The 21476-nt window shown below is 67.7% G+C and carries 18 protein-coding genes; 6 read left to right on the top strand and 12 right to left on the bottom strand.

What is annotated here, in order from left to right:
• Positions 1 to 4: 4 nt before the first annotated feature.
• Entirely contained in the window at positions 5 to 700 is a 696-nt protein-coding gene (locus tag C9424_RS08490) for a GntR family transcriptional regulator (protein WP_116766437.1), read from the bottom strand.
• Positions 693 to 2165, bottom strand: coding sequence for a fumarylacetoacetate hydrolase family protein (locus tag C9424_RS08495; protein ID WP_116766438.1), 1473 nt, complete (start codon positions 2163 to 2165; stop codon positions 693 to 695). Before C9424_RS08495 ends, C9424_RS08490 begins: the two co-directional genes overlap by 8 nt.
• Positions 2166 to 2390: 225 nt before the next feature.
• On the opposite strand from C9424_RS08495, the gene C9424_RS08500 reads away from it, so the two are divergent.
• Entirely contained in the window at positions 2391 to 4301 is a 1911-nt protein-coding gene (locus tag C9424_RS08500) for an FAD-binding monooxygenase (RefSeq protein WP_116766439.1), read from the top strand.
• A gap of 140 nt (positions 4302 to 4441) precedes the next feature.
• Here C9424_RS08500 and C9424_RS08505 read toward each other — a convergent pair whose 3' ends face one another.
• Positions 4442 to 4903 (bottom strand): hypothetical protein, encoded by a 462-nt coding sequence (locus C9424_RS08505; protein WP_116766440.1) that lies wholly within the window; start codon positions 4901 to 4903, stop codon positions 4442 to 4444.
• A gap of 392 nt (positions 4904 to 5295) precedes the next feature.
• On the opposite strand from C9424_RS08505, the gene C9424_RS08510 reads away from it, so the two are divergent.
• Entirely contained in the window at positions 5296 to 6114 is an 819-nt protein-coding gene (locus C9424_RS08510) for a GAF domain-containing protein (RefSeq protein ID WP_116766441.1), read from the top strand.
• A 20-nt stretch (positions 6115 to 6134) separates the two neighbouring features.
• On the opposite strand, the gene C9424_RS08515 is transcribed toward C9424_RS08510, so the two are convergent.
• A complete protein-coding gene (locus tag C9424_RS08515) occupies positions 6135 to 6728 on the bottom strand; it encodes an NADPH-dependent FMN reductase (protein ID WP_116766442.1) in 594 nt (197 codons plus the stop codon).
• Positions 6729 to 6994: 266 nt separating this feature from the next.
• Between C9424_RS08515 and C9424_RS08520 the strand changes: the two genes are divergently transcribed.
• Positions 6995 to 7474, top strand: coding sequence for an Hsp20/alpha crystallin family protein (locus C9424_RS08520; protein WP_116766443.1), 480 nt, complete (start codon positions 6995 to 6997; stop codon positions 7472 to 7474).
• A 56-nt stretch (positions 7475 to 7530) separates the two neighbouring features.
• On the opposite strand, the gene C9424_RS08525 is transcribed toward C9424_RS08520, so the two are convergent.
• Positions 7531 to 8580 carry an acetylxylan esterase gene (locus C9424_RS08525; RefSeq protein ID WP_116766444.1) on the bottom strand — a complete coding sequence of 350 codons (1050 nt, stop codon included), beginning with the start codon at positions 8578 to 8580 and terminating at the stop codon, positions 7531 to 7533.
• A gap of 188 nt (positions 8581 to 8768) precedes the next feature.
• On the opposite strand from C9424_RS08525, the gene C9424_RS08530 reads away from it, so the two are divergent.
• The 3 genes from C9424_RS08530 to C9424_RS08540 all read left to right on the top strand — a co-directional run bounded on the left by C9424_RS08530 (position 8769) and on the right by C9424_RS08540 (position 13536).
• Positions 8769 to 11732: an exo-alpha-sialidase gene (locus C9424_RS08530; RefSeq protein ID WP_116766445.1), complete on the top strand. Its 2964-nt coding sequence runs from the start codon at positions 8769 to 8771 to the stop codon at positions 11730 to 11732.
• Between the two features lie 299 nt (positions 11733 to 12031).
• A complete protein-coding gene (locus C9424_RS08535; RefSeq protein WP_237563362.1) occupies positions 12032 to 12685 on the top strand; it encodes a FadR/GntR family transcriptional regulator in 654 nt (217 codons plus the stop codon).
• 68 nt (positions 12686 to 12753) lie between these two features.
• Positions 12754 to 13536: a glucosamine-6-phosphate deaminase gene (locus tag C9424_RS08540; RefSeq protein ID WP_116766481.1), complete on the top strand. Its 783-nt coding sequence runs from the start codon at positions 12754 to 12756 to the stop codon at positions 13534 to 13536.
• Between the two features lie 38 nt (positions 13537 to 13574).
• On the opposite strand, the gene C9424_RS08545 is transcribed toward C9424_RS08540, so the two are convergent.
• The 7 genes from C9424_RS08545 to C9424_RS08575 are packed head-to-tail and all read right to left on the bottom strand — an operon-like array spanning position 13575 to position 21409.
• Positions 13575 to 14822, bottom strand: a complete 1248-nt coding sequence (locus C9424_RS08545) for an N-acetylglucosamine-6-phosphate deacetylase (protein WP_116766446.1) — start codon at positions 14820 to 14822, stop codon at positions 13575 to 13577.
• Positions 14823 to 14833: 11 nt separating this feature from the next.
• Positions 14834 to 15520 carry an N-acetylmannosamine-6-phosphate 2-epimerase gene (locus C9424_RS08550; RefSeq protein WP_116766447.1) on the bottom strand — a complete coding sequence of 229 codons (687 nt, stop codon included), beginning with the start codon at positions 15518 to 15520 and terminating at the stop codon, positions 14834 to 14836.
• A 52-nt stretch (positions 15521 to 15572) separates the two neighbouring features.
• Entirely contained in the window at positions 15573 to 16511 is a 939-nt protein-coding gene (locus C9424_RS08555) for an ROK family protein (protein WP_116766448.1), read from the bottom strand.
• A gap of 44 nt (positions 16512 to 16555) precedes the next feature.
• Entirely contained in the window at positions 16556 to 17485 is a 930-nt protein-coding gene (locus tag C9424_RS08560; RefSeq protein ID WP_116766449.1) for a dihydrodipicolinate synthase family protein, read from the bottom strand.
• 46 nt (positions 17486 to 17531) lie between these two features.
• Positions 17532 to 18338, bottom strand: a complete 807-nt coding sequence (locus C9424_RS08565; protein ID WP_116766450.1) for an ATP-binding cassette domain-containing protein — start codon at positions 18336 to 18338, stop codon at positions 17532 to 17534.
• On the bottom strand, positions 18335 to 20449 hold the full coding sequence (locus tag C9424_RS08570; protein ID WP_116766451.1) for a dipeptide/oligopeptide/nickel ABC transporter permease/ATP-binding protein: 2115 nt from the start codon (positions 20447 to 20449) through the stop codon (positions 18335 to 18337). The genes C9424_RS08565 and C9424_RS08570 overlap by 4 nt, the downstream gene beginning before the upstream one ends.
• Positions 20450 to 20452: 3 nt before the next feature.
• Positions 20453 to 21409, bottom strand: coding sequence for an ABC transporter permease (locus C9424_RS08575; protein ID WP_116766452.1), 957 nt, complete (start codon positions 21407 to 21409; stop codon positions 20453 to 20455).
• Between the last annotated feature and the right edge of the window lie 67 nt (positions 21410 to 21476).

The raw sequence follows: 21476 nt of genomic DNA on the forward strand, positions 1-21476 counted from the left end.
TCCTTTACTGCTGTGCGGTCTGCGGGGTCGGGTGGTCGTGGGCGGCCGCCTGGGCAAGGTACGCGTCGAGGGTGGCGGATCGGTGGAGTCGGGCGGCCTTTTCGATCGCGTCCGGGCTGGCGCCGGACTCGATGAGTTGCAGCAGGGCTTCGTGCTCGTCGACCGAGTCGTGGGCGCGGCCGGGGACGAAGCGGAACGTGGAGGACCGCAGGGACGCGAGCCGATTCCAGCCCCGGTGGACCAGGTCCAGGATGTGCGGATTGGGGCAGTGCTCGAACAGGACGCTGTGGAAGTCCTGGTTCAGTGCGGTGAACCGGACGGGATCGAAGTGTTCCAGGCAGTCGCGCATCTCGGCGTTCACCGCCCGGGCCCGGGCCACGTCCGCCTCCCCGATCAGCGGAGCCGACAGGGCCGTGGCGGCGCCCTCGACAATGCTCAGGGTCTGCATCGTGTAGAGGTACTCGGTCGGGTCGATCCCGGAGACGGTGGCGCCGACGTTCCGTTCAAACGTCACCAGGCCCTCGGCCTCGAGCCGGCGGATAGCCTCACGGACCGGAACCACGCTGACGCCCAGGTCCTCGGCGATCTTCGCCAGCACCAGCCGGTAGCCGGGGGAGTAGGTCCCGTCCACGATCCGGGCCTTGACGGCCGCATAGGCCTGTTCGGACTTGCTGACTGTCGTAGTGGCTGTGTCAGCCATGGGCTTTGCCTGCTTCCCATTGCTCGTAGCGGGTCCGCCACGCGGCGTTGAGCGGGTAGAGGCCGTCCACGCTGTGGCCCTGCTGCACCATTTCGAAAATGAAGACTTCCTCGCGTTCCTGGGCGATGGAATCGTCCGCGAGCTCTTCGGCCAGGGCCGGCGGGATCACCAGGATGCCGTCGGCATCGGCCACGATGATGTCCCCGGGCTGCACGGTGGTGCCGCCGCAGGCGATGGTGATGTCCGTGTCCCACGGGATGTGTCGGCGACCCAGGACGGCCGGGTGCGGGTTGGCATAGTAGGTGGGCATGTCCATCGCGGCCACCGCGGAGAAATCACGCACGCCGCCGTCGGTGATGACGGCTGCGGCGCCGCGGACCTGGGCGCGCAGGGCCAGGATGTCGCCGATGGTGCCGGTGCCCTTTTCGCCGCGGGCTTCCATGACCAGGATCTCTCCCTCGTTGACGGAATCGATGGCCTTCTTCTGGGCGTTGAAGCCGCCGCCGTGGGCCTTGAAGAGGTCCTCGCGGTTGGGGACGTAGCGCAGGGTCCGGGCCAGGCCGACGATCCGCTGGCCCGGGCGGGTGGAGGTGAGGCCGTCGATGCTGACGTTGTTCAGGCCGCGCTTGCGCAGCTGCGAGGACAGGGTGGCCGTGGACACGCTTTCCAGCTTCGCCTTCAGCTCCGGGGACAGGATGGCCGCCGGGGCCGGCAGGCCGGCCGCTTCACGCGAACCGTAGGCTTCCTCCCGCTGGAGATCATCAGTCCTGGGCCGGGCGCCGAAGTCCGCGAACGGCGTCGTGCCTTCCGCCACCCGGGTGACCAGCCGGCCGGTGGTCAAGTCAGCGCTGCTGACTTCCACCTCGATGACGTCCCCCGGGCTGGCCACGGATGCCCCGGCCGGGGTGCCGGTGAGGATGATGTCGCCCTCTTCGAGGGTGAGGAGCTGGGAGAGGTCGGCGACGAGCCGGGCGAAGGGGAAAAGCAGCTCCGCGGTGGTGTCGTCCTGCACGAGGTCGCCGTTGTGCCAGGTGCGGACCCGCAGCTTGGCCGGGTCGACGGTGTCGGCGGCAATCAGGCCCGGGCCTACGGGGGTGAAGCCGTCGCCGCCCTTGGACCGGAGGTTGGAGCCCTTGTCCGCATAACGGAGGTCATAGACGCCGAGGTCGTTGCTGGCCGTGACCCACTCGACGTGGCTCCAGGCATCCTCGATGCCCACGCGGCGGGCGGGCTTGCCGATGATCAAGGCGATCTCGCCCTCATAGCCGAGGAGTTCGCAGCCGGCGGGGCGTTCCACGGTTGACGGGGCTCCTGCCGAACCGACAGCCAGGGAGGACGACGGCTTCAGGAAGTAGGACGGCTGCTCTGGGGTGCGGCCGCGCTGGGCTGCCCGGCTGGGGTAGTTGACATGCACCGCGATGACCTTGCGGGCCGCGGCCAGGATGTGGTCGGTGACCTGTTCCAAGATTTACTCCTCATCGAGTACGAAATCGTATACGATAACTATCACTCGACAGCTGGGGGTACGTCAACCCCCTGTTTTCCGGGATTTTTCAGGACACTTGTAACCCATGTCATATCTGCCGTACAGTTTTGGATCAAAGGTCCATTTCGATTATCGAACACGAAGTTCTGATATCGAACACAATAAGCAGCAATTGACCGCCACACAACGAAGTGAGGAAAGCCCGTGCATTTCCACCACCACGGTTACGTATCCGGTGACCCGCGAGTCCAGCCGGCCGCCGGCGTCGGCATCGACCGGCCCACGCAACTTCCAGACGAGGTCGACGTGCTCATCGTCGGCACCGGGCCCGCGGGCATCGTCGCAGCCGCCCAGCTGTCCCAGTTCCCCGGCGTCACGACCCGGATCGTGGAGCGCCGCGGCGGAAGGCTCGCCATCGGCCAGGCCGACGGCATCCAGGCCCGGAGCGTCGAGACCTTCCAGGCCTTCGGCTTCGCGGAGCGGATCATCGCCGAGGCCTACCGCATCACCGAGATGGCCTTCTGGAAGCCGGACCCCCGGAACCCCGCGAACATTGTCCGCAGCGCCCGCACCCTCGATGACCCGAGCGGAATCAGCGAGTTTCCGCATCTCATCGTGAATCAGGCCCGCGTCCTGGATTACTTCGGCGAGTTCATGGCGAATTCGCCCACCCGCATGACGCCGGACTACGGCTACGAGTTCGTCGGCCTTGAGGTCGCCGGTGAAGGGGAGTACCCCATCACCGTGACCCTCGTCCACACCGCCGGACCCGACGAGGGCCGGACGCGTACCGTCCGGGCGAAGTATGTTGTCGGAGCCGACGGCGCGCGGAGCAAGGTGCGGGACTCGATCGGCTGCACGCTCGCCGGCGACCAGGCCAACCACGCGTGGGGCGTCATGGACGTGCTCGCCTCCACGGACTTCCCCGACATCCGCCTCAAATGCGCCATCCAGTCCCATGACGGTGGCAGCATCCTGCTCATCCCGCGCGAGGGCGGCCACCTCTTCCGCATGTACGTCGACCTCGGCGAGGTCGCCGAGGATGACAACGGGGCCGTCCGCAAGACCACCATCGAGCAGATCATTGCCAAGGCCAACGCGATCATCCACCCGTACACGCTCGACGTGCGCAACGTGGCCTGGCACAGTGTGTACGAGGTCGGCCACCGCCTCACCGACCGGTTCGACGACGTCCTCCCGGAGGAGCTCGGCACCCGCACGCCGCGCGTGTTCATCACCGGCGACGCCTGCCACACGCACAGCGCCAAGGCCGGCCAGGGCATGAACGTCTCCATGCAGGACGGCTTCAACATCGGATGGAAGCTCGGCCACGTGCTCGAGGGCCGCAGCCCGGTCAGCCTGCTCTCCACCTACTCAGCCGAGCGCCAGGTTGTCGCGAAGGACCTCATTGACTTCGACAAGGTGTGGTCGACGCTCATGGCCAAGAAGCCCGAAGAGTTCGAGAGCCCCTCTGAGCTCGAGGACTTCTACGTGCGCACCGCCGAGTTCCCCGCCGGCTTCATGACCGAGTACTCGCCGTCGATGATCGTCGCCGAGGCGGCGCACCAGAACCTGGCCACCGGCTTTCCTGTGGGCAAGCGTTTCAAGTCCGCCCCGGTTGTGCGCGTCTGCGACACTAATCCGGTCCAGCTCGGCCACCAGGCCACGGCGGACGGCCGGTGGCGCATCTACGTCTTCGCCGACGGGGCAGCGCCAGGACAACAGTCGGGAGCACCGTCGCCGACGACGGACCTGGCCGCGTGGCTTGCCAGCGCGCCGGACTCGCCGCTAGCCGCCACGCCGGAGGGCGCCGACGCCGACGCCTGGTTCGACGTCAAGGTCATCTACCAGCAGGACCGCACGGGCATCGACATTGGCGCGGTGCCGGCGGTGTTCAAGCCGGAGGTCGGGCCGTTCAAGCTCCCGTACCTTGAGAAGGTCTACGGCACCGATCCGGCGTCGGACATCTTCGAGCTGCGCGGCGTCGACCGCGGCGGCGTCATCGTGGTGGTGCGCCCGGACCAGTACGTGGCCAACGTCCTGCCGCTGACGGCGACGGCGGAGCTCGCCGCGTTCTTCGCGCCCGTCCTGCGCTCCCGCACGCGCATCGGCTGATCCGTGGCCCCGACAAAGTAATCAACTCCGTTTGAACGGCAGGCTGCAGTCGCAACGCAGCCTGCCGTTCCTGTATCCCCGTGGACCTTTCGCCCGCTTGACCGCCAGGCCAATGCCGTCTGCCCCGCGCCGTCAGCGCATTAGCACTTGACCTCAGCCCGGAGGTCAGTGATGGCGGCTTGGACGTTCGCGGCATCGTCGCGGAGGGAATTAGTCGCCTGGGTCAAAGTTGCGTCGTCAGGCACCGCTTTGACGGCGTCGTTGAACTTGGCTTCGGCCGCCTTGACGGCGTCCGCCCGTTGTTGGGCGAGGTCACCGGTCGCCTTGACGAGATCGTCGTAGGTCTTCGTGACTTGTTCCTGGGCCGAACGGACCTGCTCGATCGTGGCATCAGGTGTCAGCGTGTCCTTGAAGTTTGTCAGCGCCGCGGCGTGGGCATCGGCCGCAGCGCAGACCTGTGACGTGCTCGGCGGCGGGCTTGAGGCGGACGCGGGCGCGCTGGAAGTGCCCGCGGGTGTGCTGGCGGGGCTGCATCCGGTGAGCAGTGCGACGGCGGTCCCGAGTGCGATGGATCCGAAGAGAATTGGGTGGGGTTTCGACATTGGAAGATCCTCTCCCCGCTGGGTGTCGCCTCCGCGCATCGGAGGCCATATTTCATCGTGTGCCCCGACGCGGGCATGGACCTCATCCGCCGGGGGTGAAATGGGGTGTCGCCCAACCAAAGCCCCGGCAGGGCACAATGGCTCTTTTGGGACCGGTCGGCCGCGGGTAAGAATGGTGGTGCCACGGCGGAAGGGGTCGTCCGCGACTGGTGTTGAAGCCGGGGCAGGCGGTCCAGGGCGGCACGCAAGTGCTGCCCTGGGCCGCCGCGGCGCGGCCGTTGAAGGGGATCTTGGGCGCTGACAGATTGGGTGGCGCCGCGGTGCCCGCGCGGACGTATGCTGTTTTCATCGGTTCAGCAGTGAGCTGCGTGCTTCGATCTCGAGCGTGGAACATGACCCAAGGAACTGCAGCAGACGGCAGGCGGGATCCGCATGCCGCGTTCTGGGACGTGCATTTCAACGACCCGGATATCGGTGCATTCCTCGGCGAAGTCGTCACGGGGCTCGTCCGCGACATCGGCGGTCCCGGCCGTGGGATCAGCTGGGCGATCACACTCCTCCGGTCCGGGGAAACCATCACGCTAATCGCGGGCAGTGCACTGTCGCGGGCGGCGGACGAAGCGCAGCGCTCCTTCGACGACGGGCCGGCGCGCGCGGCGGTTCGCAGCGGGGAATTTGTGATCATGGGGGACACCTCTTTGGAGCGCCGCTGGCCCGGCTATGCCAGCACCGCAGCTGCCGAGGGAGTCCGGTCGCTCGTATCCGTTCCGCTGGTACCCGCGGAGGGCTTCCGTGCCGCGGTGAACCTCTATGCTCCGGGGCCCCATGCTTTCACCAGTGCGGACATCACTGCAGCGGTGCGGCTGGCCCGCCAGGTGTCCGGGGCGCTGCTCCTGGTCCAGCAGATGATGCTCAGGTACGCCGGGAGTGCCGATCTATCCTCGGCACAGCTTTCCCGGGTGCTGGCCGGCCTCGCTTTAAGGACGCTGGTGCGGGACTACGGGTTCAGTGAAGAGGGCGCCCTGGACTATCTTCGGAGCGTCGCGGGCGGCCCTGCGCGGGAACCGGCCGGCGGCACGGTCCATGTCCTCGTTCCCGTTTCCGTCCCGGGTCCGGAAGCGCCCCAGCCCAACCCGAATACCCCGGTGCCACACGCCGGGGACTCTCCGCCCGTCCGTCGTCGGCGGCGGAGGGTGGAGAGCCCGGCCTAGGCAAAGGGCCCTGCACGGGGTCAGGCGGCGATTCCGGGTTCGTCGCCGTGGGACTGGTCCGGGCGGAGGACCTTCAGGGCGCCGGCCCAGGCGATGACCTGATTGAACAAGATCTGCAGAGTCTTCTCCGCGGCCGCAGTAGGGATCAGGGTGCGGTAGTTCTCGAACTCCGTGGCAAAGGGCAGTGCCACCTGGGCCCGGACGTCTGCCAACTGCAGCTCGCCGGCAACTCCCCTGAGGTGTTCGACGGCGCGGATGCCGCCGCTGCTTCCGTAGCTGACGAACCCGGCCGCCTTGTTGTTCCACTCCTTGTACAAGTAGTCCAAGGCGTTTTTCAGTGCCCCGGGGATCGAGTGGTTGTACTCGCCGGTGACGAAGATGTAGCCGTCGAATCCGGCGACCGCCTCGGACCAGGCCTTCGTGTGCGGGTGGCTGTACCGGCCGAAGGAGGGCGGCAGTGGCTCGTCCAGGATCGGAAGGCGGAAATCGGCGACGTCGAGGACCTCAAAGGTGGCATCGCCGCGTTCTGACGCCCGTGCAGTCACCCAGTCGGCGACGGCCTTTCCGAGGCGTCCGGGCCGAGTACTGCCCAGCACGATAGCGATGCGAATCATGGCGGACTCCTTTCCGGAGGTTGTGTCTTCCCCACTACAAGAACAACAACCCGGACGGCGCGATGCTTCCGCAGCCGCCGCCGGCCCGTGCTCAGGGGCAGGAATTTGCAGGATAGCGGTCGCGCGCCCCGCTGGCTGATTCCGGGTGGTGCCGTCGGGTTCTTGGGGTGGGTCTTTAGTCCCTGCCCGGCGCCGGTCCGCGGGCGTCTACTGGAGGTGTCGGCCCGTATAGGGGCAATCAACCGCAACTCTCCGGAGGATCTGCCATGTCTGATTTGCATAAGTGGTCACCGTTCCACCGCTGGCCGGACACATCCCGTACCAGCCCGTTTGACGCGTTCCGCAGGTCACCGTCGGATCTGATGGACTTCATGGACCGATTCTTCCAGGAAGAAAACCAGCCGATGCCGATCCGCGTCGAGGAGTTCCTTGACGGCAACACCCTTGTTATCCGGGCCGAAGCGCCCGGGCTGGATCCGGACAAGGACATCGACGTCTCGGTGGTTGACGGAGCCCTCCAGATCCGCGCCGAGCGCAAGGAAGAAAAGGAAGAGAAGGGCAAGGACAGCTACCGGTCCGAGTTCCGGTACGGCTCTTTCCTCCGCACCCTGCCGCTGCCCGCGGACGTGAAAGAGGAAGACATCAAAGCCACCTACAAAGACGGAGTCCTCGAAGTCCGCACGCCTGTACCGGAGCGCGCCTTGGCCGAGTCCAAAGCGACCAAACTGCCCATCACCCGGGAATAACCCGGCCAGCGCAGCCCCCGGACGGCTTGCCCGGGAGCTGCTAGCAAGACAAGCACTTAGCGGCCCAGAAGTTCCGCGACGTAGCGGAGCTGGCTAACCCAGTGGTGTTCCTGGCCGCCCTCGTGGTTGTTGAAGCGGTACACCTCAATGGCCTTCGCCGGGACAGCCCGCGGGGCTGCCTCACCCATACGCGCGCCCGGCCCTGCCGCCTCGCCCGTGCCATAGGCGTTGTACGCTGCAAAGACGGTCGACGGCGGGCAGACGTCGTCCATCAGCGCCACCGAGAACAGCGCCGGCGCCGTGGCGCGCCGGCCCAGGTGCACGCCGTCGAAATAGTTCAGGACCGCAAGCGCGGGCTCGTAACGGTCCCGGTGGCGGGCCAGGAAGCCGGCGACTTCCAGGTAGGGCCCGCGCGGGGCGATGTCGACGGCGCGCGGAAAGTCCTGCAGGAACGGCACATCGGCCATGGTGCACAAGACGCCGTCCAGGCGCCCGGCCGCCAATCCGGCGGCCGCGATGGCCAAGCCTCCGCCCTGGCTCAGGCCGGCCAGCAGCACCTTCGAAGCATCCACCTCGGGATGGTTCTGCACGGCTTCGATGGCCCGGAAGGCGTCGACGAAGACGCGGCGGTAGTAGTAGTCCTCCCGGGAGGAGAGGCCGCGCGTCATCAGCCCGGCGTAGGCAACGTCTCCGGCCGACGGGTGCGGATCCGCGCTCTCGCCCAGGCTGCCGCCGTAGCCCTGGCCTCTGGTGTCCATGATGAAGTGCGCATACCCGGCCTGCGCCCACTTGGTGTCCTGCTGGACCAGCCCGCGGCCGCCCGAATAGCCGACGTACTGCACCACCACAGGCAACGCCCTCCCGGCGTCGCGGTTTGCCGGCAGGTGCAGCCAGCCCTTGATCCGGGCCCCGCCGAAGCCCGCGTAGGAGACGTCAAAACTGTCAATGACGCTCAGGTGGTTCTCTGCCGGGGCATAGACGGCGTCCAGCGGGAATTGGCGGGCCTCGGCAATGGTCCGGTCCCAGAAGTCGTCGAAGTCTTCGGGTTCGACGGCGGATGAGGTGTAGTTGCGCAGCTGATCCAACGGCATGTCGAAGAGGGGCATGAGTTCTCCAGATGTGAGGCGTACGGTCCGAAGGTGATCCTACGTCCGATCACCAGATTTCCCCCACACGATGGATATGTGAGCCACTACACATTATGGTTGTAGGACGTTCTATATCGAATGTGGGATGCGCTGATGTTCCGGTTCGTTGAGCGCTGACAAGTCTCCGTACCAATGAGAGGTTAGATGTGAAGTCACGCACGAAAGCCCGCGTTCCCCGGCCAGGGGCATGTGCCGTCGCCGGCATCCTTGGATTGTGCCTGGTCGCCGGATCCGGTGTGCCGGCAAGCGCCGCTCCGATCCCGCCAACGACGCCGACCGACGGTCCTGGCGCGTTCTCCGAATCGAATCTCGCCGCAGATCGCACTCCCAGCAATTTCTTCTACCGGATCCCTGCGCTGACGTACCTCGGCGGCGGGGTAGTTCTGGCGGCATGGGACGGCCGGCCCGGGAGCTCGGCCGATGCGCCAAACCCAAACTCAATCGTGCAGCGGCGCAGTACCGACGGCGGGCAGACGTGGGGCCCGCTTCAAGTGATTGCCGCCGGTCATGTCGGTGACGCGACAGGCCTGAAGTTTGGCTACAGCGATCCGTCGTACGTTTACGACTCTGAAGCCGGAAAAGTCTTCGCGTTCTTCGTCTACTCCAAGGACCAGGGTTTCGGTGCCAGCGTCTTTGGCAATGACGACGCCGACCGCTCGGTGATCTCGTCGGCGGTTGTGGAGTCGGACGATGGCGGGCAGACCTGGAGCTCCCCTCGACTCATCACCAACGTGACCAAGCCCGGGACGAGCCGGACGAACCCCCAGCCGGGCGACGTCCGTGCCAACTTCGCTGCCTCGGGGGAGGGGATCCAACTGAAATACGGAATCCACAAGGGACGCCTCATCCAGCAGTACTCCGGACAGGTCCAGCAGGCCAATGGCACGCAGGCATTCCAGGCCTACAGTGTCTTCTCCGACGACCACGGCGCCACGTGGCAGAAGGGCACCCCGGTGGGCGCCGCGATGGACGAGAACAAGACGGTTGAGCTTTCGGACGGCCGGGTCATGCTCAACTCCCGTGACAGTGCCAACGGAGGGTATCGAAAAGTTGCCGTCTCCGACGACGGCGGCGCCACTTACGGTCCCGTCACCCAGGACACCGAACTGCCGGACCCGGCCAACAACGGCTCGATCGCCCGAATGTTCCCCGATGCCCCGGCGGGATCTGCCGACGCCAGGAAGCTGATCTTCACAAACGCCAATTCCAAGACAGCGCGGGAAAACGTCTCCGCCAGGGTCTCCTGCGACGACGGGGCGACATGGCCCGGCGTGCGCACCCTCCGCTCCGGATTCTCGGCCTACTCCACCGTCACCCGCCTGGAGGGCGGACAGTTCGGCGTGCTGTACGAGGCCAACTACACCGACAACATTCCCTTCGCGAAGTTCAACGATGAGTGGCTCAACTACGTCTGCGCCCCTCTCGGCGTCGCCGCACAGACCGTGACCCCCGGCGCAACCAAGGCTGTCGCCGTCACGGTGACAAACCAGGAGAGCGCCGTGCTCTCCGGAGCGTCCGCCACGATTCTCACCCCCGCGGGCTGGTCTGCAACCACCGTGCCGGTTCCCGACGTCGCCCCCGGCACCTTTGCCACGGTCAGCGTGAACCTGACCGCCCCGGTCGGGGCTTCGGGTGCGCAGAATCTCACCGCAGCGTTCACCGCGGCCGACGGTAGGGTTGCCCAGTCTGCGTTCGTTGCGACGGCGCCCCAGGCCCAGCAGATCGGGCTGGGCATCACCGGCACGGCCCCGGACCGCGATGTCATCAACTCGCCCTACGCCGCCGGCGACGTGCTGTCCTATTCGTTCACCGTCAAAAACACCGGCACCGTGACCTCGAATGCCGTCCCCGCCGCCGGCAGTTTCGAGGCAGGCTATCTCCCGCCGACCGCGCCGAACTGCCGGTACAACAACCTCCCGGCCGGCTCCAGCTACAGCTGCACCACGGCCAGGCACACCGTGACGGCCGAGGACATCTCACGCGGCTACTTCACACCCCAGGCGACGTTCACGGTGACAGCATCCGCCACGCCGACCCTGACGCAGACGGTGGTGTTCAACGGCTCCGCAGTCCCGCTGCGCGACGGATTGCCCGCGGCCGACATTACCGGGCAGCGCAGCGACGCCGGCAGGGATCTGACACTGCAGCCCTACACTGCCGGGGAGCAGGTGCCCTACACGTTTGCGGTCGTAAACAGCGGTCCGCTGACCACCACGGTTACGCCGACTGCCGGAAACTTCTCACCGCTGGTCCCTGAAGGCGCCGGCAACTGCCGGTGGCGCAACCTGGCGCCGGCCGGAAAATACAGCTGCACCACGCCGCGGCACACCGTGACCCAGGCCGAAGTGGACCAGGGCTTCTTCGTGCCCCGCACGTCGTGGACGCTTACGGCAGCCGGACAGAGCCCGCGGGTACTCGACGTCGACGGCGGCGAGGTGGACCTGATTGCCAGGAACGCCCTGCTCGAAGGCACTGCCACGGCCTCCTGGGAGGATTCGAACGACGACGGCTACGCCAGTCCCGGAGAGAAAGTCACCTTCACTTATACCCTCGGCAATGCCGGAAACGTCGGGCTGACCGCGTTGGAGGCGCCGGAGATGGGCATGTCCGAACCGGTATTCGCCTCCGGCTCCACCGTCACCAGGAGCCAGGACTACATCCTGACGGCTGCCGACGTCGCTGCCGGCGAACTGTCCGCCGCGACCTTCACCGCAACTGCCAGGAACGGGGCAAAGAGTGTCGAACTCAAGGTCACGCGGGGGGCACTCGCCCTGCTCGCACAGCCCGCGCGGCCCGAGGCCACGCCGGGCCTCCGAACCCAGGATCTCGACGGTCTGGCTGCCCCGACGGACCTGGGCACCGACGCAAAGTACCGGACCGGACAGAAAATGACCCTCCGGAACCTTGAGCACGGTCAGTGGTACTACGTCTACCTCAACAAGAGCCTCTACAGGCTTGGCTGGATGTTCCCGGGGAAGGACAACACCGTTGACATCATTCTGCCGGACGAGCTGAAGAACGGCCGCGACGACGTGGTGGTGCTCGATTCGCTCGGCCGGCAAGTCACCTTCGACAGGCTCCAGATCACGCCGAAGGGCCAAAAGCTCTAAGGGTCAAGGGCTCTGGGTCTGGCAGCCCCAAAGGGTGCAAGGGTGGCGGGCTCCGGAATTCGGGTCGGAACCCGCCACCAACGTGCCGCCCGGCGCCTCTTTCGCAGGCGCCTCGCGAAAATTCTCCACACTCGCGGCAACAAAAGGACATTGGACGTCCCATCTCCTGTAAGCTGGAGGTAGGAGTGGCCGATCCCGGCTGCGGCCAGAAGGAGAGTGTCGTGAGCATCGAATCCCGAGTAGTGTCGCCGGCCCGTTTCAGCGCTCAAATCAGGTCCCATGCGCTGCAGACACGCATTATGGACCTCATCCTAGAACAAGGGTTGGACGTTGGGGATGCACTCCCCACCGAAAGCGAGCTCTCCGCGGTTCTGGGCGTCGGGCGCAACACTGTGCGGGAGTCGCTGAAGGTGCTTCAGGCGCTGGGCGTGATCGAGATCCGCCACGGCTTTGGCATGTTCGTGGCACCGAACAACTTCACCGCACTCACCGATGGCCTGGCCTTCCGCGGGCGGCTGTCGCTGCGCCACAGGGGCGAGGAAGCGATGGAGCTCATCGACGTGCGGCAGGCGCTCGAATCGGGCCTCATTGGCTCCGCGATCGACCTCATGACCGACGAGCACCTCGGCCAGCTCCGCGGCACCCTGGAGCAGATGGAAGCAGCCGCGGCTGCCGGGGAAGCGCTGGCCGAACTGGACGCGGAATTCCACCGTGGCCTCTACGCGCCCCTGAACAACGAGCTCCTGATTAATCTCATGGACGTGTTCTGGAAGGTGTACCGCCAGATCCACCAGGCCCTGGGAACCGGCCCGGTCAACCTCCCGGAGCAGGCTCGTATGCACCGGGAAATTTTCGAGGCCGTCGCCGAGAAGAACAAGACCCTGGCCTCCGAGCGCCTGCAGCGCCACTTCGACGGCATCCGCCAAAAACTCAAGGACGTCGCTGCCCGTTAGCCGGACCGCCGACCAGCTCGTGCAGGCGGGCCGCGACGCATTAGGAACCACAGAAAGCGCCACTCATGATGGAAATCTTTGTAGTGCCCGACGCCGAGGGAACCGGGGCCGTTGCTGCCGGCATCCTGGCCGCCGTGATCCGCAGCCGTCCCGACGCCGTTCTCGGCGTGGCCACCGGCGGCTCGCCGCTGCCGGTGTATGTGGCCCTTGCCGGCCATGGGCTGGACATGTCCGGTATCCGCGGCTTCGCGCTGGACGAGTACGTCGGGCTGCCGGCGGGCCATCCGGAGAGCTACGCCGAGGTGGTTCGCCGCGAAGTGACCGAACGGCTGCACCTTGTCCCCGCCAACGTCTTCGTTCCCGACGGCGGCGCCGAGAACCCCGACGTCGCTGCGCGTGACTATGACCGCGCGATCGCCGAGGCCGGCGGAATCGACGTCCAGATCCTGGGGATCGGACACAACGGGCACCTGGCCTTCAACGAACCGGGTTCGGCCCTGGATTCCCGGACCCGGGTGGAACTGCTGACCGAGCGCACGCGCCAGGCGAATGCCCGCTATTTTGACAGCCCTGACGACGTCCCGGAGCGGTGCATCACTCAGGGCCTGGGAACCATCCTTGAAGCCCGGCAGCTACTGCTGGTGGTCAACGGGGCGGACAAGGCCGACATCCTCCGCGAGGCACTTGCCGGTCCCGTTTCGCCCGAGTGCCCGGCCTCGGTACTGCAGTTGCACCCGCATGTCACGGTGGTGGCGGACGAGGCCGCGGCCGCCCGGCTTACGGACGTCCCGGCAGGATCCCTCCGCGGGCCCGGAATAGTCAAGGTGCGTGCCGGGGCAGCCGTCGCCTAAGACCGAATGCCACCCTGCGCGGCGGCATCCGCACCCGGTCAGGCGGACGCGTCCAGAATCCGGCCGCCGCGCAGGACCCTCACCAGTTCGAAATCCGCGTCGACGGCGAGGATATCGGCGCGCATTCCTGTCCGGAGGGCGCCGATCTCGTTTTCCAGGCCCAGGACGCTGGCAGGAACCAGGGTCGCCGCCAGAACGGCCTCCGCAGGATCCACCCCTGCCGCGACGGTGGTACGGACAACCTCCAGCAGGGTCGCCGTGCCCCCGGCGAGGGCGCCGTTGCTTCTCAGGGTGGCTACGCCGTCGTGCACCACCACCGCGGAGGGTCCCAGTTCGTAGTCGCCGTCGGGCAGTCCTGTGGCCGCCATGGAGTCCGTCACCAGCGCGATATTCGCGGCCCCAACCACCTCGAACACCATCCGGACCGTCTCCGGGTCGAGGTGGACGCCGTCGCCGATCAGTTCGACCACGACGGTGCCGGCGGCCGCCAGCCGCAGGCTCGCGCCAGCCGGCCCGGGGCTCCGGTGATGCAGCGGCGGCATGCCGTTAAACAGGTGCGTCACCGTGGGCCGGGCCTGCGGACCGAACCGCCCGCCCGCTGCGGCGCTGCCGATGAGGTCGGCGGCTTCCGTCAGCGAGGCGGCCGCCAGCCGGGCGTCGGCGTCGGTGTGGCCCAGCGAGGGGGTGACGCCGTGGTCCGCGAGCATCCGGAGCAGTTCACTGGCGCCGGGCAGTTCGGGGGCGTACGTCATGGTCCGCAGGGTTCCGCCCGCGGCCTGAAGCATGTGCCCCAGGAGTTCAGGATCGGGGTCCCGGAGCCAGAGCGGATTCTGGGCGCCGCAGCGGGCGGTGGAGAGGAACGGGCCCTCGGAATGGACGCCTGCGATGAGTCCCTCGGCCGCCAGGACCTTGAGGATGCCGAGCGACCGCAGCAGCTCCTCGCCGGAGGCGGTGACGAGGCTAGCGAGCAGGCTGGTGGTCCCGCTGCGGTGCAGGAAGTCCACGGCCTCCCGGCAGGCCTGGCTGTCCCCGGTGGGGAATCCGCCGCCTGCCGCCCCGTGGCAGTGGATGTCCACGAGCCCGGGAAGCAGTGACGCGCCGGGCGGCAGCGGGAGCTCCGCCGCGCCCGGGAATTGCGCGGCGTCAAAGCCGCTGCCGGGTCCGGCGTAGGCGATCCGGCCGCCGGACACTGCCACCACGGCGTCCGCGGTAGCGGCACCGTTGCTGAGGAGGGCGCCACGGAGGAGGTAGGCGGGAGCAGAGGCGGGGTCGCGGGATTCCGGCATCGGGACAGTCCTCAGGAGTGCAGTGCGGTGGCGAACCAGCCGCTGATGGTGGCCGGGTGGGTGATGGCGGTGCCGACGACGACCGCGTAGGCGCCGGCGTCGAGCGCCTGGCGGGCCTGGTCCGGGGTGTGGATGCGGCCTTCGGCGATGAGCGGCTTCCCAAGGCCGGCGGCGGCGATCTGCTCCAGCAGTTCGAGGTCGGGGCCGTGGGTTTTCGGGCGTTGACCGTCGTAACCGGCCAGCGTCGTGCCGATCAGGTCCGCGCCGGCGTCGACGGCGGCTGCGGCGTCATCGTAGGAGGCGCAGTCCGCCATGACGAGGGCGTGGGAGTCTGCGCGGAACCCGGCAACTGTGGCGGCCAGGCTCAGCCCGTCCGGGCGGTGCCGGCGGGTGCCGTCGATCGCCACTACGTGGGCGCCGGCGTTGGCCACGGCGAGGGCATGCCGCAGCGTCGGGGTGATGAAGACGCCGTCGTGGCCGTCCTTCCAAAGCCCGATGACCGGGACCTCGACGGCGGCGCGGGTGTGCTGGACGTCGGCCAGCCCCTGGACCCGGACGGCCGCGGCACCGCCGATGACGGCCGATGCCGCCATCTGCGCAGTGGTGCGGGGATCCCGCATCGGCTCCCCGGGGTAGGCCTGGCAGGAAACGATGAGCTGGGAGCGGAGGGATTCGAGGCCCGTGGGGGTCAGGATCATGGTGCCTGGTTTCTGTGTTTCTCGGCGGTCCGGTGTGAGCGGACGGGAACGGTCAGTTGAAGACTAGCTGTGCGGCACCGACGATGGCTGCGGAGTTTTCCAGCGTGGCCCGGAGCACCGGCACGCGGACCAGCGGGTCCAGCAGTTCCCGGCGCAGGGCGGCTTTCATGGGATTCCACCAGAGGTCGCCGGCGTCGGCCAGTCCGCCGGAGATCACCAGGACTTCGGGGTCCAGGACGTTGGCCAGGCCCCCGGCCGCCTGGCCGGCGGCCTCGGCGGCGGTGCGGACAGCGTGGCGGGCCGCAGGGTCGCCGTCGTGCGCCAGCGCGAACACCGCCCGGGTGTCCGGGACGGCGGGGGATCCGCCCAGGCGCAGGAACGCCGCATGGATGGCCGGACCGGAGGCCGCGGCCTCCACGTGACCTTCACCGCCGCAGGAACAGGGCAGTGCGCCGCCGTCGGCATACGCGTAAGGGGAGGCGATGTGCCCGACGTGACCGCCGACATACCGGTGGCCGAGGACCGGCCGGCCGCCGAGCACCAGGCTGGCGCCAACGCCGGTTCCGAAGGCGATCAGCAGCGAGCTCGCCGTCCCGGCCGCCGCCCCCTGCCAGGCCTCGCCGAGCGCGTGGGCATGGACGTCGTTGACCGCACGGACCGCGCCCGGGGGGATCCCCAGCCGCCGTGCCAGGCCTTCCGTGAGAGGGGTCCCGGCCCAGCCGTGGATGGCGTCCGTTGCCGAGACCACCACACCTCGACCGGCGTCGATCACGCCTGCCGAGCCGACCCCCACTCCGGTGATGGAGAATCCATCCGCCGCCGCCCGCAACCTGAGCCCGGCCACCAGAGCCGCGGTGGCGTCCAGGACGGCCTCGCCGCCGGCGCGGCTGAGCGTCGGAGTGGTCTCCGAGAACAGCAGTTCGCCGTCCGCGGAGACCACCCCGGCCGCCGTCTTGGTGCCGCCCAGGTCAATCCCGATAGCGTGCGCCATGTTCCTCCTCAGTCCTGTGTCCGTGCGGGCGTGGCGGCCGGTGCCTAGACCAGGCCGTTGCGTTCGAGGATGACCTTGATGGCGGTGGTCTCGTCCTCGTTCAGGGACGGCATGGGCGTGCTCATGGTGTTGGACTCGATGATGCCCATGAGCTGGAGGGCGGTCTTGAAGGCGCCAAGCCCGGCCGCGCCGCCGGAGACCCGGCCGTTGGGGGTGTAAACGATCTCGAAGAGGTCGGCGAGGCGGTCCTGCTCGGCGGTGGCCTTGGCCCAGTCGCCGGCGGCCGCGGCATCCATGAGGTTCCGGTAGCCGCGGGGGTCCACGTTGCCCAGGCCCGGGACGACGCCCTGGGCTCCGCCGAGGAGGGCGCCGTCCACTACGACCTCGTGGCCGGTGAAGATGTCGAAGTTGGGGATGTCGCGGGCTGCCAGCAGGAGTTGGCGGAAGCCGACGTCGTCACCGGAGGAGTCCTTGACGCCGGCGATCACGCCGTCCCGGCCGAGCCGCACCAGCAGGTCCGTGGGGAGCTTGAAGTGGGTGCGGACCGGGACGTCGTAGGCGAAGATCGGCGTGCTGACGGCGTCATGGATGGTACGGAAGTGGGTTTCCGTCTCCTCCGCGTTGCCGATCGCGTAGTACATCGAGGTCACGACGATCGCGTCGGCGCCGAGGTCGATCACCTTCCGGGCCTCCTCGATGACGCGGTTGGTCGTCTGCTCGTTGGCGCCGACGATCAGCGGCACGCTCGCTGCGCCAGCAGCAGCATTCTCAGCCGCGATGGTGCTGACGACGAGTTCGCGCTCGGCGTTGCTCAGGTAGGGGACTTCGCCGGAGGAGCCCAGGACAAAGAGGCCGGACACGCCGCCGTCGATCAGGTGCCGCGTGAGGTTCTTCAGCGAATCGGTGTCGATGCTGCCGTCGGCGTGGCGGGGGGTGACGACCGGGGGAATAACGCCCTGGAATTGGGTAGACACAGGTAACTCCAATGATGGTTTGTTGAAACGGGGAAAGGGGAAGGAATCAGGGGTGCAGCAGGCTGGGCGCGGCGCCGAGCAGTTTCTTGGTGTAGTCGTTGCTCGGGTTGTCGAAGACCTGTCCGGCGGGGCCCTCTTCCACGATTTCGCCGAAGTACATGACGCAGATCCGGTCCGAGACATAGCGGACGGTCTGGATGTCGTGGGAGATGAAGACCATGCCGAGGTTCAGTTGGGTCTTCAGATCCGAGAGCAGGTTCAGCACCTGTGCCCGCACGGAGACGTCCAGCGCCGAGGTCGGCTCGTCCGCCACGATGATGTCCGGATCCAGGGCCAGGGCCCGGGCGATGGCCACGCGCTGGCGCTGGCCGCCGGAGACCTGCGAGGGCGTGACCTCGGCGGCGGAATACGGCAGTCCGACGAGGGCCAGGAGGTCCTTGACCTTTGCGGCCCGGGTGGCCGCGGTGCCGATCCCGTGGATCTGGAGGGGGTCGGTGAGGATGTCCTGGATGGTCATCCGGGGGTTCAGTGCCGTCGACGGGTCCTGGAAGACCACCGACACGGCGCGGCCGAATTCCCTGCGCAGGGCGGCGTTGCGCTTGATGGCGGGCTTGCCGTGGAACAGCACCTCACCCGAGGTGGGCGCCTGCAGCCCCACCAGTACGGACGCCAGGGTGGACTTGCCGCAACCGGATTCACCCACGATCCCCACGGTCTCGCCGCGGCTGATGGTGAAGTCCACCCCGTTGACGGCCTTGACGATGTTGGGGCGGAACAGGCCGCCGGTACGGGCCCGGTGGTGGACCTTGACGTTCTTGAGTTCAATCACGGGCTTGCCGGTTGATGTGCTCACTTGGCGTCCTCCTTGAGGTGGCTGGCCCAGTAGTGGTCGCTGTCTTCGTGAACTGGCGTCAGGACGAGCCGCTGGTCCGGGTCGGCGTCGGGCCGCAGTGAGCGGGCGGCGAACCGGTCGCCGGCGGCGAAGTCCCGGGGCGAGGGCACGGTACCGGGGATCTGGTGCAGCCGCTCGGCGTCGGCCTCGATGGAGAGGACAGCGCCGAGAAGTCCGCGGGTGTATTCGTGCTGGCGGTTTTGCAGCAGCGCGGATGCCTGCGCGGATTCCACCACCTGCCCTGCATACATCACGGTGATGCGGTGCGCGAGCGAGGCCACCAGCGCGAGGTCGTGGCTGACGAACACCATGGCGAAGCCCAGCTGCTCGCGCAGCTCGTTGAGCAGTTCCACGACCTGCTGCTGCACGGTCACGTCCAGCGCGGTGGTGGGCTCGTCCGCGACGACGATCCGCGGCGAGCGGGACAGGGCCATGGCGATCAGGACGCGCTGGCGCTGGCCGCCGGAGAGCTCGTGCGGGTAGCTGGCGAGCGTGCGGACGGGATCGAGCTTGACCAGTTCCAGGAGTTCGGCGGGGGTCTTGCGGCCGCCGCGGCGGGTGAGCTGCTGCAGCTGGTCCTTGATCTTCATCGAGGGGTTGAGCGAGCTCAGCGCGTCCTGGTAGACCATGGCGATCTGCTGGCCGCGCAGGCCCTCGTAGGCTTTGTCGCTGCTGTTGCCGGTGGCTGGATCCAGCAGCTCCTTGCCGTCGAAGGTGATGGAGCCGGAGATCCTGGCCGTCTTGGGCAGCAGGCCCATGATGGCCAGCGAGGTGATGGACTTGCCGCAGCCGGATTCGCCGACCAGTCCCATGGTTTCGCCCTCGCGGACGCTAAAGGAGACGTTGTCCACGATTGCGGTGTCGCCGAAGCGGCCCGGGAAGCGGATGGACAGGTTCTTGACTTCCAGGACGGTGCGGGCCGAGTCCGGGACCTGGGGGAGGCGGTCCGTGCGGGCGGCCTCGACGGCGGTGAGCAGCTTCAGTTCCCTGTCCAGCACGCCATCCAGTCCTCGGTCCAGGAGGCCGCCCAACAGGGCGTGGTCCACGTTCTTTCCCTGCGGAAAACCGGCCTCCGGGACGGCGTCGCCGGCGGCGTCGCGGACGCCGTCGAGCTCATGTTGCTCCGCCACGGAGCCTTGGGCCACGGACGTGCCGATCTCGGCGTCGACGGCGGCGACAGGGGAGGAGAAGCCGTCGTCGTCCTTCACGACGGGAGCCTTGCGGAGCTTCGGGTTGACCATGGCATCGGTGAGCCCCTCGGCCAGGATGTTCAGGGCGAGGACCGTGAGCAGGATGGTCAGGCCGGCGAAGGTGGTGGCCCACCAGCCGCCGGAGAGGACGAGGTTGCGGCCGTAGGAGATCACGTTGCCCCACGACGGGGCGGGGTCCTGGACGCCGGCGCCAAGGAAGGACAGCGAGGCCTCCAGGATGATCGCGTCCGCGACCATCACCGTGGCGAACACCAGGACCGGGGCCGCGGTGTTGCGGACGATGTGCTTGAGCAGGATGTACGAGCGGCCGGCGCCGATCACCCGGGCGGCCCGGACATAGTCTTCGCCGTACTGGGAGAGCACGTTGGCGCGCACCACCCGGGCGAGCTGGGGCGTGTAGATCACGGCGATGGCCACGATGATGGTGGGCACGGTGTTGCCGAAGACGGCCAGCAGCACGGCGGCCAGGGCGATGCCGGGGAAGGCCATGAGGATGTCCATGAGGCGCATGATGCCCTCGTTGACGCCCTTGCTGGAGGTCGCGGCGAGGGAGCCGAGCAGGGCGCCGGCGAGGACGGCCAGCGAGACCGCGCCCAGGCCGATCATCAGGGAGGACTGGGCACCGTAGAGCAGACGCGAGAAGATGTCGCGGCCCAGCCGGTCGGTGCCGAACAGGTTTTCCCCGCCGGGCGGGGTCGCCGGAATGAAGGATTCCAGCGGATCGTGCGGGGCGATGACAGGCGCGAAGACGGCGGCAAGAGTGATGACCACCAGGAAGACGAGGGCGAGCCGGGAGCTCCACGGGAGGGCCTTGAAGCGGACTCCCGGGGCGCTGAGGCGTTCAGCGAGTTTGCTGCGCATGGGTCAGACCGTCCTGATTCGAGGGTTGATGAGCAGGTACAGAAGGTCGACGGCGATGTTCACCAGCACGAAGGTGACGGAGATGGTCAGGACCACGCCCTGCACCAGGTTGACGTCGAGGTTGGTGATGCCGTTGAGGATCAGTTGGCCCATGCCGGGCAGGGCAAAAATCATTTCGATGACGACGGCGCCGCCCAGGAGATAGCCGACCCGCAGCCCCAGCACGGTCACCGGGGTGACCAGGGCATTGCGGAGCACGTTCCGCGAAACGACCTCCCAGTAAGGGACGCCGTTGCCGACGGCGGTGCGGACGTAGTCGCGGTCCAGTTCCTCGACCATCGAGGTGCGGACCACGCGGATCAGCGAGGCCGCGACCGGAATGCCGAGGGCCAGGGCCGGGAGCGTCATTGAGTTCAGCCACCCGCCGAAGCCCGATTCCGGCGCCGCGATGCCGCCGGAGGGAAAGGCGGGGTCGGTGCCGAGCGCGAACCACTGGATCAGCAGGATGCCGAGCCAGAACGACGGCGTTGCGACGGCGGCGATCGAGAAGACCCGGACCATCTGGTCCGGCCACTTGTCCCGGTACAGTGCGCCGGCGATCCCGAGCGGCAGGGACACCACGACGGCGATCAGCACGCCGAGGAAGGTCAGCTGAAGGGTCAGCGGGAAGGCCGCCGCGATCATGGCCGCCACTGATTTCGCCGGCGGCGTGGTGACGCCGAGGTCGAACTGGAGCAGCTTGCCCAGGAACCGGAAATACTGCAGGACCAGGGGATCATTGAGCCCGTTGCTCTCGCGGTACTGTTCCTTGGCTTCCTCGCTGGCTCCGTCGCCGAGGGCGCTGCTCGCCTGGTCACCGGGGGCGGCCTGCAGGACAAGGAACACCAGCAGGGTAATGCCCAGGATCATCAGGGGCAGCGCCGCAAGCCTGCGGCCCAGCAGGCGCAATATTGTGACCAATGTTGTCTCCGGAATTCGTGGAAGGTTGTCCCGGCCTCAGCCGGCACGGGTGGCAAGACATGCCGGT

The organism is Arthrobacter sp. H-02-3 (assembly GCF_003097355.1).
GTDB classification, from domain to species: domain Bacteria; phylum Actinomycetota; class Actinomycetes; order Actinomycetales; family Micrococcaceae; genus Arthrobacter; species Arthrobacter humicola.

Excerpts from the sequence above, each read along its gene's own strand:
- C9424_RS08490 (WP_116766437.1), bottom strand. The coding sequence starts at position 700 with ATGGCTGACACAGCCACTACGACAGTCAGCAAGTCCGAACAGGCCTAT.
- C9424_RS08505 (WP_116766440.1), bottom strand. The coding sequence starts at position 4,903 with ATGTCGAAACCCCACCCAATTCTCTTCGGATCCATCGCACTCGGGACC.
- C9424_RS08510 (WP_116766441.1), top strand. The coding sequence starts at position 5,296 with ATGACCCAAGGAACTGCAGCAGACGGCAGGCGGGATCCGCATGCCGCG.
- C9424_RS08515 (WP_116766442.1), bottom strand. The coding sequence starts at position 6,728 with ATGATTCGCATCGCTATCGTGCTGGGCAGTACTCGGCCCGGACGCCTC.
- C9424_RS08520 (WP_116766443.1), top strand. The coding sequence starts at position 6,995 with ATGTCTGATTTGCATAAGTGGTCACCGTTCCACCGCTGGCCGGACACA.
- C9424_RS08525 (WP_116766444.1), bottom strand. The coding sequence starts at position 8,580 with ATGCCCCTCTTCGACATGCCGTTGGATCAGCTGCGCAACTACACCTCA.
- C9424_RS08535 (WP_237563362.1), top strand. The coding sequence starts at position 12,032 with ATGGACCTCATCCTAGAACAAGGGTTGGACGTTGGGGATGCACTCCCC.
- C9424_RS08540 (WP_116766481.1), top strand. The coding sequence starts at position 12,754 with ATGGAAATCTTTGTAGTGCCCGACGCCGAGGGAACCGGGGCCGTTGCT.
- C9424_RS08545 (WP_116766446.1), bottom strand. The coding sequence starts at position 14,822 with ATGCCGGAATCCCGCGACCCCGCCTCTGCTCCCGCCTACCTCCTCCGT.
- C9424_RS08550 (WP_116766447.1), bottom strand. The coding sequence starts at position 15,520 with ATGATCCTGACCCCCACGGGCCTCGAATCCCTCCGCTCCCAGCTCATC.
- C9424_RS08555 (WP_116766448.1), bottom strand. The coding sequence starts at position 16,511 with ATGGCGCACGCTATCGGGATTGACCTGGGCGGCACCAAGACGGCGGCC.
- C9424_RS08570 (WP_116766451.1), bottom strand. The coding sequence starts at position 20,449 with ATGCGCAGCAAACTCGCTGAACGCCTCAGCGCCCCGGGAGTCCGCTTC.